This is a genomic window from Rhizobium sophoriradicis, assembly GCF_003939025.1.
GTDB lineage: Bacteria > Pseudomonadota > Alphaproteobacteria > Rhizobiales > Rhizobiaceae > Rhizobium > Rhizobium sophoriradicis.
In genome coordinates, this window is the sequence record NZ_RQIH01000022.1 from 77,145 (window position 1) to 93,962 (window position 16,818).

Here is a 16,818-nt window from a genome sequence, read left to right on the forward strand (position 1 = left end):
CATCAGTTTGCGCCTCCTTCGAGCTGCTCGACGGCTGCGATCACCTCTTCCACTTCTTCATCCTCGACGCCGAGATAGGCCGCGATGACCTTCGGATCGTTCTTGACGTGATCCGGCGTGCCATCGGAAATCTTCTGGCCGTATTCGAGGACGACGACATGGTCGGAGATTTCCATCACCACCGACATGTCGTGCTCGATGAGCAGGATCGACGTTCCGGTTTCAGCCCGGATGCTCTGCAGCAGCGCATTGAGCGTTGCCGATTCCCGCGGGTTGAGGCCGGCGGCCGGTTCGTCCAGGCAAAGCAGCTCCGGGCCGGTGCACATGGCACGGGCAATCTCGAGACGCCGCTGGGCGCCGTAAGGCAGATCGCCTGCCGGATCGTCGGCACGATCGATCAGATCGGCCTTTACCAGCCAATGACGCGCGAGCTCGATCGCCGCGGCGGCCTCTCGCCTGTAGGGGCCGACGCCGATGAGGCCGAGGATGGTATAACCGGATGCCTGCATCAGCTTGTTGTGCTGGGCGACCAGCAGGTTTTCGAGAACCGTCAGGCCGGAGAACAGCCGGATGTTCTGGAAGGTGCGCGCCACCTTGGCTTCTTTGGTGATGCGAAAGTCCGGCAGACGCTCCAGCAGATATTGCTTGCCGCTCTTCTGATTAAGCGTGATCATGCCCATCGTCGGCTTGTAGAAGCCGGTGATGCAGTTGAAGACGGTGGTCTTGCCGGCGCCGTTCGGGCCGATCAGCGCGGTGATATCGCCGCGCTTGGCTTCGAAGGAGAAGTCGTTGATGGCCATCAGGCCGCCGAACTTCATCGACAGGTGCTCGACCTTGAGCAGCGTATCGCTCGATATCGTGTTGGTAACGGGGCTCATCAACCGTGGCCCTCCTTGGTAAAGCTTCCGGATATTGCCTTGCGCTCCTTGAGGAAGGCCGTCGGTTCACGCGAGCCTACGAAACCGCGCGGCTTGAACAGCATGACGACGACCATGGCGAGGCCGAAGAGCAGCATGCGGTAGAGTTCCGGCGTGAAGTCTGGCCCGAAGACCACTTTCAGGAAGTCCATTTCGCGCAGCGCCTCGGTGCCGCCGACCATGACGATCGCAGCGATCGCGATGCCGGTCAGCGAGCCCATGCCGCCGAGAACGACGATGGCGAGAACGACCGCCGATTCCAGGAAGATGAAGGATTCCGGCGAGACGAAGCCCTGCCGCGCTGCGAAGAACGAGCCGGCGAAGCCGCCGAACATCGCACCCGTCGCGAAGGCCGTGAGCTTGGTCGTCACCGTGTTGATGCCGAGCGAACGGCAGGCGATCTCGTCTTCGCGCAGCGCTTCCCAGGCACGCCCGATCGGCATGCGGCGCAGCCGGATGGTGACGTAGGCCGTCAGCATGCAAAGCGCCAGGATGAGATAGAAGAGGAAGATCTTGTAGTAGGCGGACGACATCGGCAGCTGGAAGAGCTTGGCAAAGCCGCCGGCCGTCGCATCGAAGGGGATGCCGAACAGCGTCGCCTTCGGAATGCTCGAGATGCCGAACGTCCCCTTGGTCACATCGGTCCAGTTGATGAGGACGAGACGAATGATTTCTCCGAAGGCAAGCGTGACGATGGCGAGATAGTCACCGCGCAGGCGCAGCACCGGGAAGCCGAGGATGACGCCCCAGAGTGCGGCCAAGATGCCGGAAAGCGGCAGCAGCACCCAGAAGGACAGGCCGAAATAGCTTGACAGCAGCGCGTAGGAATAGGCGCCGACCGCGTAAAAGGCGACATATCCGAGATCGAGCAGACCGGCGAGACCGACAACGATGTTCAGCCCCCAGGCGAGCATCACGTAGATCAGGATCTGGATGCCGAAGTTGTCGATCCACTTCAGCGAGCCCTGGGCACCGACCAGCGCCACGATCACGACAGGATAGAGCACGAGCGCAAGCAGCGCGATCTTCAGGAAGTGCCGATGGAAGAAGTTCTTCTCGGTCGAAATATCGAGATCGCCCTCCCGCGCCTTTCTAAGCTTGCGGCGGTCGATGTTCGGCTTGATGAAAACGACCATCAGGAAACGGCCGATCGCAGCGACAGCGACGAAGATCGCAAGCAATCCCCAGCGCTGGACGATGATCAGCTCGTTGTTGATGTTCTGATCGGTCTTCAGACCGACATAGAGAACGAACATGCCGAGTGACAGGACGGCGGCGAAAAGGGCTTCGGTAAGGCCTTTGCGGACAAGTCCGGCATCGGGCTTGCCTGCAGTATTCTCGAAGTTTGCCATGACGTTATACCTTCTCGACTTCCGGCCGCCCGAGGATACCCGTCGGCTTGAAGATCAGCACGAAAGCGAGGATGGCGAAGGTCGCCACATCCTTGTACGCGATGGTGAAATAGGCCGACCACAGCGATTCGATCAGGCCGATCATCAGCCCGCCGAGAACGGCGCCCGGCAATGAGCCGATGCCGCCGAGAACGGCTGCGGTGAATGCCTTCACACCCGGCGTAAAGCCGTCGGCGAATGACGCGACACCATAATACATCAGATACATCGTGCCGGCGACGGCAGCGAGTGCCGCACCCATCACGAAGGTGATCGAGATCGTCTGGTCGACGTTGACGCCGAGAAGCGCCGCCATCTTGCGATCCTGCTCGGTGGCGCGCTGGGCGCGGCCAAGCGCGGTACGATTGACGATGTACCAGAAGGCAGCGAGCAGCACCGCGGTGATCACGATGATGATGATCTGCTTCAGCGACACCGAGATGTTGCCGAACTGATAGACCGAGCTCACCATCGGCGGGATCGGCTTGTTGCGCGGACCCTGCGTCACCTGGATGAAGTTGGACAGCACGATCGACATGCCGATCGCGGTAATCAGCGGCGCCAGGCGGAACGAGCCGCGCAAAGGACGGTATGCGACACGCTCGATCGTCCAATTCCACAAACTCGTCATCAGCATCGCGACGACAAGCATCGCCAGCAGCAGAATTGCCACGGGGAGACCTGCGAAGATGGATGTGAGGACGAGGAAGACGATAAGAGCGGCGAAACCACCGAGCATGAAAATGTCGCCATGGGCGAAGTTGATCATGCCGATAATGCCATAAACCATCGTATAGCCGATAGCCACAAGGCCATAGATGGATCCGAGCGTCAGCCCGTTGAAGAGCTGCTGGACGAAATACTCCATATGTCGTTTTCCCCTGGATGCGAGCCGAATATGCTGCATCTCTTTTTGGTTCTTCGGTCACCCGTTTCAGGCAACCTCATGACCGCATGCATAGCGGTTTCGTTGCAAATGTGAAGACAAAAAGGATTTACTCCGGCAGATTCTTGTTCGAACAGGGCTAAATGGCGCATTTTGCACCAAAATCCACAGAAAATCGGCGAAGCACGTCCTGTTTTTAGCCAAAAACCGGCGTCGAATTAACCATCCGGCGATTTCACTCTCAACTTCATGAAGCTCTTGCGCCGTAGGCTATTCCACAGAATTGGAAGATGGAGCAAAATCAGACCCGCAACGCGCCGCTTTGGCGAATCCCATTCCAGCGAATAACTGCCATCTTCGTCTGACAAGACCGAAAGCTTATGGTAGCATCGCAGACTGCGTTATCGGGGTGCGGAGCGCGGGGCAAAACACCATATAAGATTGGCTATGGTGGCAGGGATGGTTTGCGGACGAGCGACAACGGGGTGCTCACCGCGCGGCGAACGGCAAAGGACAATGCTGAGGACATTCGAAAAGGCGGCGCTCGAAGCCGGCAGGGCCATCATAACGGTCTTGCGCGAAGGCTTTCCCGTCGCCATGAAGGCGGACGCAAGTCCGGTCACGGTCGCCGACGAGGAGGCCGAACGCATCATCCTCGCGCATCTTGCCCGAGACTATCCCGAAATACCCGTCGTGGCGGAAGAGTCGGTCGCCGCCGGCAGTGTGCCCGACATCAGCGGTCGGGGCTTCTTCCTGGTCGACCCTCTCGACGGCACGCGTGAATTCGTCGACGGGCGGCAGGAATTCACCGTTAACATCGCCTATATCGAGCACGGCGCTCCGGTGGCCGGGATCGTCTACGCTCCGGCGCTCGGACTTGCCTTCTCGGGAGAACGCGGCCACGCCGAAAGGCTCGTGGTTACGGAGGATTTCACTGTCGGCGCACGCAGTGCAATCACCGTGCGCAAACAGCCGACCGACCGTCTGGCGCTCGCGAGCCTTCGCCACAACAGCCCGGAGACCGGAACCTTCCTTGCCGACCATGCGATTTCGAAGTGCACCAATATCGGTTCGTCGCTGAAATTCTGCCTGCTGGCCGAAGGCAAGGCCGACGTCTATCCTCGTTTCACCCGCACGATGGAATGGGACACGGCGGCCGGCGACGCAGTGCTTCGCGCCGCCGGCGGTTCGACCGTGACGCTCGACGGAGCGCCGCTGACCTACGGCAAGACCGGAACGGCAGCCGATTTCGATTTCGCCAACCCGAATTTCATTTCCTGGGGCGGCAGGAAACGCGTCCTCGAGCCCGCCTGACCGCCGGCAAGGATCGCTGAAAGGCCGCAGGCACGTTTCTTCGCCGTTCCGCGCCTTCCACAGGCCCCTTCCCCGTGCCGATTATCTCAGCTCCGCCGGTCATGGACTGATTCGCAGAGCCGGATGACAGACGTGATTCTGCGGGATAGCCCCGTGTCTCCACAGCTTCTGCCTGCAAAAGCTCGTCGATCCCGCCTTGGTTTTGTCACATTTTGGCACTGTTAGATAACAGGCCGACCGTTCTTGCGAAAAAATTTCGCCCCGGTTTCTGTTAAGAAATGACGCTTGTGGGCAATGCGGTACGTACCGAAAAGGAACGTCCGGAGCACCCCGGAAGCCCCTGCCAAAGGCCTAAAAACCTTGACGAAATTCCAATTCTTAACAAAATATCATGAGTTTGCCTCAACTTAACGCAAGTGCGAAAGATTTATTGCGATGCGATATTTCTCTGGACACCATTACACAATTGTCGCATTTTTCCGTTTTAGTAGGGTTACCAACACCTGAGTGCAGCCCTGGTGACAGGGTAAACCATTGATCGCCTATTGCCGCCGCGCCCCTCGAAGACAACAGAGTACGATCCTTGAGCATCACGGAACTAAACAACACCATTTCGACAGAGTCCTTCCGGCCGAGCCGCCGCCAGCAGCCGAGCCTGAAGATCCAGACCCCGGTTATCCACAGCGATGCGTCGCAGGCGCCGTGGGTGGATCTCGTCCTGAAGCGGGCGTTCGACATTGTTTCGTCGTTGAGCGCCCTCCTCGTCCTCGCGCCCTTACTTCTCCTTGTCGCCCTCTTGATCAAGCTGGACAGCCCCGGACCGGTGCTGTTCAAGCAGACCCGTTGGGGTAAGAACTGCAAGGCCATCAAGGTCTACAAGTTCCGCTCCATGCGCACCGATCTCTGCGATGTCTCGGGCGTTGCCCAGACGGTGAAGAACGACCCGCGCGTCACCCGCATCGGCGCCATCCTGCGCCGCACGAACATCGACGAGTTGCCGCAGCTGTTGAACGTGCTGTTGGGCGACATGTCGGTCGTCGGTCCGCGCTGCCACGCGATCGGCATGCGCGCCGGCGGCATGCTCTACGAAGAGCTGGTGCCCGAATACCACCAGCGCCACGCAATGCGTCCGGGCATGACCGGTCTCGCCCAGATGCGCGGCCTGCGCGGCCCGACCGATCGTCCGGCCAAAGCCCGCGCCCGCATCGCCAGCGATCTCTATTACGTCGGGAATTTCTCGATCTGGATGGATATGCGCATCATCGTCGGAACTGTCGCATCGGAACTGGCCGGCGGAAAAGGCTTCTAAGCTTTTTGTGAGAACGGGCCGGCTGCTCGGAGCAGCCGGTACCGGAATGCTCGGGCGACCGCCCGCATGCGGTTGAGCGAATCGCGATTGCCATCTCACTCCTCAGCTACCCCCACGATCATATAGGACGAGAGATCGAGAAGAATCGCGTCTCGTCCCTGCTCCTGCCGTCAGCCGACCCAGCGCCGTTTCTGAGGCGCATAGGACGCTGCAGCACTTTGAATAGGTTCAGGCATCCGATCTGGCGCGAGGTGAGCGCCTTCCAGACTGAGCTGGCCCGAGAAGCGCCTGAGGCGGTGGAGCGATTGCCAAGCCTGCTTCGCTGCCGGCATGGGCGCCATTGCCTAACAAAGGCGAAAATGTATTGTTTCAGGTCAGCGCCACGTAATGCGAAGGCAACGGTATTTCTCACCGCATCCTGGAAGAGCGTGTCCAGATGACGATTTCCTGGTTGGCCGCCCTCCTCGCAAACGCCCCTTCCGCTCAGAAGATCGTCAGGGATCGTCCGCTCCATTGCCGTCACCTGGTCTGTAGCAATAAATGAGTTCGGCGGCCTGGTAAAAGCTGACGAGGCTTTGCTGCCGATTGCTGATCAACGGTTTTCGCTGCCGGCGATGAAAGGCTCACGCCGGAGTGTCGACGAAGACCGTTTGGCTGTGCAAGCGAGGGCAGCAAGCATCAAATCGTATGAACTGGGCCGGGACAAGGGAGGTCGGAGACGAAGTCTTGCGAGGCAGACAGGCATTCATCGGCCACTCCGGGGCGTCTAAATTTGTTATCAAAGTCTTACGTTGGGCTTAGGCAATTTTTAAATGTGGCAGGCTAGAGTGGCGCTCGTGGTCTTGCGTTGTGTAGAGAGTCCAATGACCGAAATGATACGTCCCCGAGTGAAATATGTCATCGGCCCCGATGGCAGCCCCCTGACCATCGCGGACCTTCCGCCGCCCAATACGCGGCGCTGGGTCATCCGCCGGAAGGCAGAGGTTGTCGCGGCTGTTCGCGGTGGCCTGTTGAGCTTGGAAGAGGCCTGCGAGCGTTATACGCTCACGGTCGAAGAGTTCCTGTCCTGGCAGTCGTCGATCAACAGCCATGGCCTCGCCGGCCTGCGCACCACGCGCATTCAGCAGTATCGCCACTGATCGCACGCCAACATCGACGAGTTATTTCGGGCCGGACGCATCTCCCGTCAGGGAGTGCAGAAGGCCCGAAATCATTGACGAGGCCGCATAGCACCACAGGCCAGGCTGGGTGAATGCATCTGCCAACCCCGTCGTCTTTGCCGCCGCAATGACGATCGCGACCAGCAGCACGTCCATCATTGACCACTTGGACAGATGCGGCACGACGCGACGATAAAACAGACTGCCGGCCCCGCCGCCGGCACCTGTCGCTTCCGCAGCGATCCCGACCATCTTCAGAATCGGAAGCACGATCGACACCAGTGCAACGATCGCCGCCAGCAGCCCATCCCCGCCCTGCCAGAGCGAGGCTACGATCTCGACAAGCGATGGGGTCTGATCGAAGAAATACAATGTCTCGAAACGGACCAGCGGCAAGATGAGGCCGAGCGCCAAGAGGAACGGCGCCGCCACGAGCAGAACCGGGCGGATCATCGAAAGCGCCCTCATCCGCGCGAACCTCGCACCGAACCGATCTTTTTCATGAACACTCCGTCTCCTCGAGCAATTGCCTCGCCGACTTGGCATGATCGCGAGGTCGTGTCACCGTCGCCGGCGACAATATCCCCATCCCTCTGCGAGGAAAGACAATGGACATTCGAAACGACGAAGGCGCCTCCGGCGGCCGTTATTCGGCCGAGGTAGAAGGGCATCAGGCGGAAATGACCTATTCGCGCACATCGCCGAAGCTCGTCATCATCGATCATACCGCCGTTCCCGATGCCCTGCGCGGCAAAGGTGTCGGCCAGGCACTGGCGCTGCACGCGGTGGAGGCTGCCCGCAGCGGCGGCTGGAAGATCATTCCGCTCTGCCCTTTTTTCAAGGCGCAGGCGCAGCGCCACCCGGAATGGCGCGACGTCGTGAACTGACAAACACCAAAAGCCATGTATGACGGACCAGCACGCCCGTCATACATGGCTTCTCTGTGGCGATTCCCGGGGCGCCGAAGCCGGCGCCCGTCGTTTTCTCTTACGCCCTTGCTCGGGCGCCGCTGTCACGTTCTTCCAGCGCCGACGCCCTTGCATATTCCGCCTGCATCTCCTCAAGCGCCAATTCCAGCGCCTCTTCCTGCATCTTCAATTCCTTGATCGAAACCTGCAGGTTGTCGGCCCGCTGACGCGCGGCCTTGGCGAAGGTCGGATAAGCAAAGTGATTCGGGTCTGATATACCGGACTTCTTTTCCTCGACGACGATCTGGCTCTCCAGATCCTTCGTCATCCGTTCGAATTCGGACATCATCATCTGCAACTGCTGCAATTGACGTCGTTTTTCGTTCACCTGAAACTCTTTCAGGCGAACGAGACTTTCTCGCGACTTCATACGCATTACTCCCGTGATGCGAGACCCCGGCTCAACTTGAAACCGCCCTGCGCGCCGCTTTGACACGGTTTGCTAAAAAATTTCCTGCGATATTAACAAAAACCTACCGCTGGTAACCTTTCGTTTACGGGCATCGTTAATGATAGGCCCGATGATTTAAGGGTCGGTAAATGCCGCGGCATGAAGTTCGAACCTTTTCATTGGCGAGTCGGATGAATCACTTAGCGCTGTTTCCTAATGTTAAAATTGAGGAAAGCCTTTTTGAGATTCCTATTGGAAAACAGAGAAATGGAAAAAATATTTAATAAATTCGATACTCCTTGCCAGAGTGAATCAGAATTTGTTAACCATTTCGTGGCAGCTTCCAAATCACGTAGCTTGTTCGGTAGCGTGTAGGGGGCCAGACCACCTTTCGGCGGCGGTAAAGGGGATAATTATGCGGGTACTTCTCATCGAGGACGACAGCGCTACGGCGCAGAGCATCGAGTTGATGCTGAAATCAGAGAGTTTTAATGTTTATACCACCGATCTCGGTGAAGAAGGCGTCGATCTGGGCAAGCTGTATGATTACGATATCATCCTGCTCGATCTGAACCTGCCCGACATGTCCGGATATGAAGTGCTTCGCACTCTCCGGTTGTCGAAGGTCAAGACACCGATCCTCATTCTGTCGGGCATGGCCGGCATCGAAGACAAGGTTCGCGGCCTCGGCTTCGGAGCCGACGACTACATGACCAAGCCGTTCCACAAGGACGAACTCGTCGCCCGCATCCACGCCATCGTCCGCCGCTCCAAGGGCCACGCCCAGTCGGTGATCATGACCGGCGAACTGATCGTCAATCTCGATGCCAAGACAGTTGAAGTCGGCGGCCAGCGCGTCCATCTGACGGGCAAGGAATACCAGATGCTGGAGCTGCTTTCGCTCCGCAAGGGCACCACGCTCACCAAGGAAATGTTCCTCAACCACCTTTACGGGGGCATGGACGAGCCGGAACTGAAGATCATCGACGTCTTCATCTGCAAGCTTCGCAAGAAACTCGCCAATGCCGCCGGCGGCGCCAACTATATCGAGACAGTCTGGGGCCGTGGTTACGTTCTTCGCGAGCCGGATGGCACCGAATACGCGGAAACCGCCTGAGCTTCCAATCTTCCGATCCCCCTTATCGGAATGACGAAATCCCGCCCTTCCGGCGGGATTTTTCGTTTCCGCCGCACAGGGCCGCCGCCCGAATAAGCGATCAAGACTCGGTCGATCGGCGGGATAGGCGTAAAGAGCGCCGCATCAAACTTGGCGCATGCGACGCACCTTGTTCATTGTTTTATGCATGTCGATCAACGGAGGAGCGCAGCCTCAGCCGGCGTCCGGCTACGCTTCGGCGTTTATGTTCACGGGCGGCCGATTCCGCCGGCAAGAAGCCTGCCGTCAGGCAGCGATCGCGCGGTTCCCGAAAACGGCGGTCAGGATCTTGCGATCGAAGGGTTTGAGCAAGAAATCCGTGGCGCCGGCGCGTTTGCCGGCCATCAGTTTCTTGAGGTCCGCTTCGATGACGCAGTAATAGATCTTGACGTCCTTGCCCCCATCCATCGCGCGGATGGCGGCAATCAGGTCGAGCGCGCCTTCCATGCCGGAATCGACGATCAGATATTCCGGCAGTTCCGCCTGGCAGCGCTGCAGCGCCTCGCTGGCATTGGAAGCCTCGCTGACGAGAAAATCGAGTTCGGAGAGAATGCGCTTGCCGACTTTGCGGACGATGTCCGAATTATCGGTGATCATGAACCTTTGCATGACTGCTCCTTTGCCCCCGCATTCGTCGCAACAAGAGGCCTCTTACAACCCTGGAGGATAGGTCCATCAGGCTAAGGAATCGTTACCGGATGGGCGCCGACGCCCGCCCGGGCTCCGCAATCAAGCAGCAGCGACTACCGCCGTGAACACCAATTCGTCGGCGCTGGCGCTATGATCGAGCGTCATTCCGCACTCTTCAGCCAGCAGCACGGTGTAATAGGGCTGTATCGAATGGGCGTCGATTGCCTCCTCGATCGTGCCGGTCGATATTTCAACGAATTTCGGCGGCAAGCGCATCATCTTGCCCTTGGCGGTGAGCGTGAATTTGGCGTCGAATTCGGGATTTTCCAGCGTCACCTCAAGCACGCCGCCGCGTGGAATGGAGGAATAGGCGACGAGGAAGAGGTTAAGCAGCAGCTTGACCCGGTTCTTGGCAACGATGGCGCGCGGTCCGTTCCAGATAACCTCGGTCTTTTTTTCCGCCACCGCAAAATCCTTGGCGGCCCGCTCGGCCTCGCCGGTGTCGATCGAGGCACCGACGGAACCGGACGCGCCGAAGGCGAGACGCGCGAATTTCAGCCGAACGGAAGCATTGAGGGCGCTGGTGCGGATCAGGTCCATCGCATCAGCATCGGCGCCGCCTTCATCGAGAAGTTCCAGACCGTTGTTGATCGCGCCGACGGGCGAGATGACGTCGTGGCAAACGCGGCTGCAGAGGAGCGCGGCCAGATCCGGGCCGGACAGGGTAAGGTTCGGGTTCTTGGACATCATCGTCTCCTGAGGGGCGGCAATTTCATCGCGCCCGGTAATATGCGTCATCTAAATTGCGCGAAGTTTGCGATCGCATTGGGTGCCATAATGACACCATATTTGGTAAACCGATTGTTAAGATGATCGGCGCAAAATGCAGCAATTGACGCGAGCGGTTGTCCGCTCCCGACCAACGACGAACGGATGACACCATGCGCCCTCGATTTCCGCACCGATTCATCGGCTTCTGCAGGTTGCTCTCGGCCCTCGTCTTCTCCTCGATGATAGTGGCCGGGCCGGCCGCCGCTCAGAACAACGGTCAGTATACGATGCAGGAAATCATCGATACCGGCCACTCCTTCTTTGGCTCCGCCAGCGGCGGTCTTGGCAAGGTGGTGGAAAGCGCCTTCCAGAAATACGGCCTGCCGAACGGTTATATTCTCGGACAGGAAGGCGGCGGCGCCTTCATCGCCGGTCTCACCTATGGCGAAGGCCAGCTGAACACCAAGAATGCCGGCGAGCATCCGCTCTACTGGCAAGGCCCCTCCCTAGGTATCGATTATGGCGGACAGGGCTCGCGCGTCATGATGCTGGTCTACGATCTGCCTTCCATCGACGGCATCTATGCCCGCTTCGGCGGCGTCAGTGGCTCGGCCTATGTGATTGCGGGCTTCGGCATGACGGTGCTGAAGAACAACGACGTGCTGGTCGTGCCGATCCGCACCGGCGTCGGCGCCCGACTCGGCGTCAATGTCGGCTATCTCAAGATCACCCAGGCGCCGACCTGGAACCCCTTCTGAAGCCACAGGAGCGTCGGAAACCGTCGCCACCCGCATCGGCGCCCTTGCCCCGATGCGCCATGCGTGCTTAATCATCACGGATGACCCGGAATAGGACGCCGAACGCGTAATCGGTTTTCGGATGTCAAGTTCCGCCCAACGAAGAACGGGATTGGCCCCGCCGTGATCGAATACGCTCTCTTGTTCGGATTGGGCTTCCTGACCGCGGCCTTCCTCGTCTTTCTGGTTTCGCCGGCCGTACACCGCCGCATCGTCTGGTATACCGAAAACCGGCTGAAAGCGACGATGCCGCTGAGCCCGCAAGAGGTCCGCGCCCAGAAAGATATGGTGCGCGCCCTTTATGCCGCCGAAAACGCGCGCACCACCCAGGACCTTTTGCGTGAACGCGAAAAATCCTTCTCGCTCCAGCTGCGGCACGATGCCCTTGCCGTCGATGCCGGCAGGCTTGCCGCCGATATCGGTGAATTGCAGGCCCAGATCGGCGAGATGCATGTCGAGGCGGCCGAGCAGCGCTCGCACCTGCGCAAGGATGAGAACTATATCAGCCAGTTGAAGACCAATCTGCATATTGCCGAGCAATCCGCTGCCAACAAGGAGAGCGAACTGGCGGCAATGCGGACGCGGCTGAGCAAGCTCAGCGAACAAACCGATGGGCTGAGAATTGATCTGGCCGCGCGTGAAACAGAGGCCGAAAGCCTGAAATTCCGCGCAAACGCTCTGCGAGACGAACGCGACACATTGCGCCAGGACGTCACCCTGCTGCAGAAGCGGGCCAAAGATGCCGAGCAGAAACTGACACAGCAACAGCATATGGTGATCCGCCTGGAAGATAAGGCCGCGCGTGAGAGCGCTTCCGCCGCCGAGAAGGAAACCCTGCTCGCCCGCCGTCAGCAGGAAATCGCCAAGCTGAAGGAGCAGTTGAAAGCCGCCAATGCCGAGATCCGCAAGATCAACCGGGTGCTGCGCGACGCAGGCCTTGCCAAAATGGCGGCTGACCTGCCGGCGGAACTGACGGCCGAAGACACAGCCGCGTCCATGCTCGATACCGCCGCAATGGCGGCTGAGATGGGCGAGGATGTCCGCAAGCGCAGCGCCGCCCTTGCCGAGCGCCTGCAGAAGGCAAAGTCCGTCGCCGGACGTGATGGTGCGATCCGCGAGGAGATCGCCTCGATCGCCGCCAATATGGTGGCGCTGACCGCACTCAACGAAGGCCCTTCCTCGCCGATCCGCACGCTGCTGCCGGATGCCGGGACCAAGAACCCGAACGACCGCGTCAGCCTTGCCGACAGGGCGGCCGCCATCATCGCCAATCCGGTGCGTTAAAGCATGTCGCGCAAAACTGTGCAGCCGTTTGCGACAACGACATGCGAGATAATAAAAGACCCAAAGCGGGGAGCGAATCTGAAGATCGCGACTGCTTTAGGGGTCAGATCCGACCCATGGCCGAGGCCATGGAAAACAACGCGATCCCCGTCGCCGTCGCCGCATTGAGGCTATCGAGCTCGTCCGATTGCGGGATGCGCGCGCTCTGAAAGCGGGCCAGCAGCGCTGCCGGCAAGCCCTCCCCCTCGGTGCCGACGACGAGCGCCATGCGTGCCGCCGCCGGAATGGCGCGAATGTCCGTTTTCCCATGCGGCGAAAGCGTCCAGATGGCAAAACCCCGTTCGGCGAGTGCAAGGAGCAGATCCAGCGCCTTGCCGCCGCGCCGGTGCGGAACGCTCAGCACCGATCCGACCGAGACACGCAGCGCTTTGCGATAAAGAGGATCACAGGAGGTTTCGTCGAGCAGCACGGCATCTGCCCGGAAGGCGGCGGCGTTGCGGAACATCGAGCCAGCATTGTCGTGATTGGAAATGCCGCAGCCGACGAGGACTAGCGCCCGTTCCGGCAGGGCGTCAAGAAGCGCTGCCTCGTCACGCTCCTCCCGCCGGCCAAGTGCGAGCACGCCGCGATGCAGATGGAAACCGACAATGCCCTCGAGCGCGTCGGCCTCGGCGACATAGACAGGCACGTCGGCGGGAAACCGGTCCAGGATCGGCAGGATGCCCTCGACACGGTTGCGCAGCAGCAGGATCTTTTCGGCGCGAAAGCCGCGGCCTTGCGCATGCGCCTCGGCGAGCATTCTAAGCACGACGGTACCCTCGGCGATGAAGCGGTTTTCCCGCCCGGTCAGATCGCGCTCGCGGATGTCGCGGAATTCCGCGACGCGCGGATCGTCGGCTTTGGCGATGGCGATCGGGGGAGCGGCCATGCCGGGCTCAATTGCCCGTGACGGTCAGCTCAGCGACGGAGCGGCCGCTCCGGAGATCGAAGATCAGCGCCTTGGCCTTGCCCTCGACGGTCTCGCCGTAAAACAGGATCTGCCCCGCCGAGAACGAGGTCGACTGCACCTTGAAACCCAGCGGCAGCGAAACGGTCGCCGCAAGCGGCGCCTCCGCGGGCACACCGGAGGCAGCGGCAGCCGGAGCCGTGTCCTTCGGCTCGCGCATCGTCTTGTAGACAACCGCACCGAAGACCGCCATAAGGCTCACGAACATGATGGCGCCGGAAACGATCTGCAGGCGGACCATCTTGCGCCGGACACTTTCCATCGCCGGATCAAGGGGCTTCTCTTCCTGGTCGTCTGGCTCGATTGCTGTCATCTGTGCGTCCCGTTCTAAGAATACGTCGGAGAAGAAGCGTCTTGAGCGACCCCTTTAAACAAGCAGTTGGCATTAGAAAAGTCCTGACCGCCGATGAAACCGCCGAAGGCCGGCTCGACGCCTGGCTGACGGCGCAGGTCGGCGAGGATTTTTCCCGCAGCCGTATCAAGGCACTGATCAAGGACGGCCTGGTTTCCATGCGGGGCGTACCCGTCACCGATCCGCAGCGCAAGGTGCGCGTCGGCGACAGTTTCGAGATCACCCTGCCCGAACCGGAAGACCCGACGCCTCAGGGCGAGGATATCCCGCTCGATATCCTTCATGAGGACGACGACATCATCGTCATATCGAAACCTGCCGGCCTGGTCGTCCATCCCGGCCCCGGCAATTGGACCGGAACGCTGGTCAATGCGCTGATCTATCATTGCGGCGATACGCTCTCCGGCATCGGCGGCGTTCGCCGCCCCGGCATCGTCCACCGTCTCGACAAGGACACGACAGGCGTCATGGTGGTCGCCAAGAACGACGTTGCCCATCGCCACCTCTCGCTTCAGTTTGCCGACCATGGCCGCACTATGCCGCTGGAGCGTGCCTATCAGGCGATCGTCTGGGGCCGGCCCCGGTCGCTGACAGGCACGGTCGACGCGCCGCTTGGCCGCGCCACCGGCGATCGTACCCGCCGCGCCGTCAAGCGCCCCGACAGCCATGATGCCGACGAGGCGATCACCCATTACGAGGTGATCGAGCGCTTTCATGAATCCCCGGACGCGACGGCGCTCGCCTCGCTGGTCGAATGCCGCCTCGAAACCGGCCGCACCCATCAGATCCGTGTGCACATGGCCCATATCGGCCACCCGCTGCTCGGCGACACGGTCTACGGCGCCGGCTTCAGGACCAAGGCCAATCTGCTGCCCGAAGAGATCCGCAAGGTGGTCAACGGGTTCGACCGCCAGGCGCTGCATGCCTTCATGTTGCAATTCGAGCATCCCCGCAGCGGCGAACTCATGCATTTCGAGGTACCGCTGCCGGAGGACATGGTGGAACTTGTCGAGGCCTTGCGGAGTTAGAGGGGACCGCGGAATTCCGCCTCCCCCGTCTCACACCTGCGTGAGCGGCGCCTTGAACCGCCGTTTCGCCATACTTATCTGTATATCGACTTAGTGCGGGCTTGGGTAGAAAGCCGCACGTCCCGGTTTGCCTTTTCGACGCGGGGACGCGTTTTCATCGGGAACCGGAATTCACTTTAGGAGGGTGCACTATGGCCCGAAATACCTTGCCGTCCATTACCGCCGGCGAAGCCGGCCTCAATCGTTATCTCGACGAAATCCGCAAATTTCCGATGCTCGAGCCGCAGCAGGAATATATGCTGGCCAAGCGTTATGCCGAGCACGGCGACCGCGACGCCGCCCACAAGCTCGTCACCAGCCATCTCCGCCTCGTCGCGAAGATCGCCATGGGTTATCGCGGCTACGGCCTGCCGATCGGGGAAGTCGTCTCCGAAGGCAATGTCGGCCTGATGCAGGCTGTCAAGAAATTCGATCCGGAGCGCGGCTTCCGCCTCGCCACCTATGCCATGTGGTGGATCAAGGCCTCGATACAGGAATATATCCTGCGCTCGTGGTCGCTGGTGAAGATGGGGACGACCGCGAACCAGAAGCGCCTGTTCTTCAACCTACGTCGGCTGAAGGGCCGCATTCAGGCGATCGACGATGGCGACCTGAAGCCGGAGCACGTATCGGAAATCGCCACCAAGTTGAACGTCTCGGAGGAGGAGGTCATTTCGATGAACCGCCGCCTCTCCGGTGACGCCTCGCTGAACGCGCCGATCAAGGCCGCCGAAGGCGACAGCGGTCAATGGCAGGACTGGCTTGTGGACGATCACGACAGCCAGGAAGACGTTCTGATCGAACAGGACGAACTCGAAACCCGCCGGCGTATGCTGAGCAAAGCAATGAGCGTGCTGAACGAACGCGAGCGCCGAATCTTCGAGGCTCGCCGCCTCGCCGAGGAGCCGGTGACCCTGGAAGACCTGTCGGCCGAATTCGACATCAGCCGCGAACGCGTCCGCCAGATCGAGGTTCGCGCCTTCGAGAAGGTGCAGGATGCTGTCCGCAAGGAAGCCCTGGAACGCGCCAAAGCCGTCCGCGTCGTCGAAGCCACGGCCTGATAAGGCTGATTTGAGAACTGCAGCGCCACCTCCCGATCGGAGGTGGCGTTTTTTGTTTCTACGGAGAGTGCTTGGGGAAGGACGTTGCGGCACGTCCTCTTCTCCCCAGCGGGGAGAAGATGCCAGCAGGCAGATGAGGGGGATGAGCGGCAAAGCCGCGAATGCACGTAGCGGAAGCGGAGGGCAACATGAAGGGCGTGCCATGCGGCCCCCTCATCCGACCCTTCGGGCCACCTTCTCCCCGCTGGGGACTGTTGCATAACCGGCGTTGCAGCTTGGGTCAGGCGATTGCCGTCATCTGTGCTTGCCCCGCTTCGGTGTGTGGCGGGGTGATGGTGGCTGAATTTGATGATTTGGC

The 16,818-nt window shown here is 60.2% G+C and carries 18 protein-coding genes; 9 read left to right on the forward strand and 9 right to left on the reverse strand.

Annotated features, from left to right (window positions below):
• Positions 1–2: 2 nt before the first annotated feature.
• Genes EFR00_RS29165 through EFR00_RS29175 form a run of 3 tightly spaced genes read right to left on the reverse strand, consistent with a single transcriptional unit; the run spans position 3 to position 3,176 of the window.
• On the reverse strand, positions 3–878 hold the full coding sequence (locus tag EFR00_RS29165; protein ID WP_038690869.1) for an ABC transporter ATP-binding protein: 876 nt from the start codon (positions 876–878) through the stop codon (positions 3–5).
• Positions 878–2,269 carry a high-affinity branched-chain amino acid ABC transporter permease LivM gene (gene livM / locus EFR00_RS29170; protein WP_077990052.1) on the reverse strand — a complete coding sequence of 464 codons (1,392 nt, stop codon included), beginning with the start codon at positions 2,267–2,269 and terminating at the stop codon, positions 878–880. The genes EFR00_RS29165 and livM overlap by 1 nt, the downstream gene beginning before the upstream one ends.
• A gap of 4 nt (positions 2,270–2,273) precedes the next feature.
• Positions 2,274–3,176 (reverse strand): branched-chain amino acid ABC transporter permease, encoded by a 903-nt coding sequence (locus EFR00_RS29175; RefSeq protein WP_010051810.1) that lies wholly within the window; start codon positions 3,174–3,176, stop codon positions 2,274–2,276.
• 534 nt (positions 3,177–3,710) lie between these two features.
• On the opposite strand from EFR00_RS29175, the gene cysQ reads away from it, so the two are divergent.
• The 3 genes from cysQ (at position 3,711) to sciP (ending at position 6,956) form a co-directional block, all read left to right on the forward strand.
• Positions 3,711–4,508, forward strand: coding sequence for a 3'(2'),5'-bisphosphate nucleotidase CysQ (gene cysQ / locus EFR00_RS29185; protein ID WP_077990051.1), 798 nt, complete (start codon positions 3,711–3,713; stop codon positions 4,506–4,508).
• A gap of 583 nt (positions 4,509–5,091) precedes the next feature.
• The gene (locus tag EFR00_RS29190; protein ID WP_038690874.1) at positions 5,092–5,817 is read left to right on the forward strand and encodes a sugar transferase; all 726 of its coding nucleotides are present in this window, start codon (positions 5,092–5,094) and stop codon (positions 5,815–5,817) included.
• A gap of 863 nt (positions 5,818–6,680) precedes the next feature.
• On the forward strand, positions 6,681–6,956 hold the full coding sequence (gene sciP, locus EFR00_RS29200) for a CtrA inhibitor SciP (protein WP_007533628.1): 276 nt from the start codon (positions 6,681–6,683) through the stop codon (positions 6,954–6,956).
• Positions 6,957–6,977: 21 nt separating this feature from the next.
• Here sciP and EFR00_RS29205 read toward each other — a convergent pair whose 3' ends face one another.
• On the reverse strand, positions 6,978–7,523 hold the full coding sequence (locus EFR00_RS29205) for a paraquat-inducible protein A (RefSeq protein ID WP_170961488.1): 546 nt from the start codon (positions 7,521–7,523) through the stop codon (positions 6,978–6,980).
• Between the two features lie 62 nt (positions 7,524–7,585).
• Between EFR00_RS29205 and EFR00_RS29210 the strand changes: the two genes are divergently transcribed.
• Entirely contained in the window at positions 7,586–7,864 is a 279-nt protein-coding gene (locus EFR00_RS29210; protein WP_077990050.1) for a GNAT family N-acetyltransferase, read from the forward strand.
• A gap of 100 nt (positions 7,865–7,964) precedes the next feature.
• Here the strand turns inward: EFR00_RS29210 and EFR00_RS29215 are convergent, their stop codons facing one another.
• Entirely contained in the window at positions 7,965–8,315 is a 351-nt protein-coding gene (locus tag EFR00_RS29215; protein WP_009991379.1) for a hypothetical protein, read from the reverse strand.
• 436 nt (positions 8,316–8,751) lie between these two features.
• Between EFR00_RS29215 and ctrA the strand changes: the two genes are divergently transcribed.
• Complete coding sequence (gene ctrA / locus EFR00_RS29220) at positions 8,752–9,453, forward strand: response regulator transcription factor CtrA (RefSeq protein WP_007533606.1); 702 nt, start codon at positions 8,752–8,754, stop codon at positions 9,451–9,453.
• Positions 9,454–9,738: 285 nt separating this feature from the next.
• Here the strand turns inward: ctrA and EFR00_RS29225 are convergent, their stop codons facing one another.
• On the reverse strand, positions 9,739–10,101 hold the full coding sequence (locus EFR00_RS29225; protein WP_004675721.1) for a response regulator: 363 nt from the start codon (positions 10,099–10,101) through the stop codon (positions 9,739–9,741).
• Positions 10,102–10,221: 120 nt separating this feature from the next.
• Positions 10,222–10,869: a histidine phosphotransferase ChpT gene (gene chpT, locus EFR00_RS29230; RefSeq protein ID WP_038692755.1), complete on the reverse strand. Its 648-nt coding sequence runs from the start codon at positions 10,867–10,869 to the stop codon at positions 10,222–10,224.
• A 194-nt stretch (positions 10,870–11,063) separates the two neighbouring features.
• On the opposite strand from chpT, the gene EFR00_RS29235 reads away from it, so the two are divergent.
• Together EFR00_RS29235 and EFR00_RS29240 are read left to right on the forward strand one after the other, a co-directional pair.
• Positions 11,064–11,651, forward strand: a complete 588-nt coding sequence (locus EFR00_RS29235) for a DUF1134 domain-containing protein (protein WP_009992762.1) — start codon at positions 11,064–11,066, stop codon at positions 11,649–11,651.
• Positions 11,652–11,813: 162 nt separating this feature from the next.
• Positions 11,814–12,974, forward strand: coding sequence for a coiled-coil domain-containing protein (locus EFR00_RS29240; protein WP_077990049.1), 1,161 nt, complete (start codon positions 11,814–11,816; stop codon positions 12,972–12,974).
• Between the two features lie 103 nt (positions 12,975–13,077).
• Here the strand turns inward: EFR00_RS29240 and EFR00_RS29245 are convergent, their stop codons facing one another.
• Together EFR00_RS29245 and EFR00_RS29250 are read right to left on the reverse strand one after the other, a co-directional pair.
• Positions 13,078–13,902 (reverse strand): TrmH family RNA methyltransferase, encoded by an 825-nt coding sequence (locus EFR00_RS29245; protein WP_077990048.1) that lies wholly within the window; start codon positions 13,900–13,902, stop codon positions 13,078–13,080.
• A 7-nt stretch (positions 13,903–13,909) separates the two neighbouring features.
• Positions 13,910–14,293 carry a hypothetical protein gene (locus tag EFR00_RS29250; RefSeq protein ID WP_077990047.1) on the reverse strand — a complete coding sequence of 128 codons (384 nt, stop codon included), beginning with the start codon at positions 14,291–14,293 and terminating at the stop codon, positions 13,910–13,912.
• Between the two features lie 41 nt (positions 14,294–14,334).
• Between EFR00_RS29250 and EFR00_RS29255 the strand changes: the two genes are divergently transcribed.
• On the forward strand, positions 14,335–15,360 hold the full coding sequence (locus EFR00_RS29255) for an RluA family pseudouridine synthase (protein WP_077990046.1): 1,026 nt from the start codon (positions 14,335–14,337) through the stop codon (positions 15,358–15,360).
• Positions 15,361–15,551: 191 nt separating this feature from the next.
• Complete coding sequence (gene rpoH, locus EFR00_RS29260) at positions 15,552–16,460, forward strand: RNA polymerase sigma factor RpoH (protein WP_012484996.1); 909 nt, start codon at positions 15,552–15,554, stop codon at positions 16,458–16,460.
• The last annotated feature ends 358 nt before the right edge of the window (positions 16,461–16,818 follow it).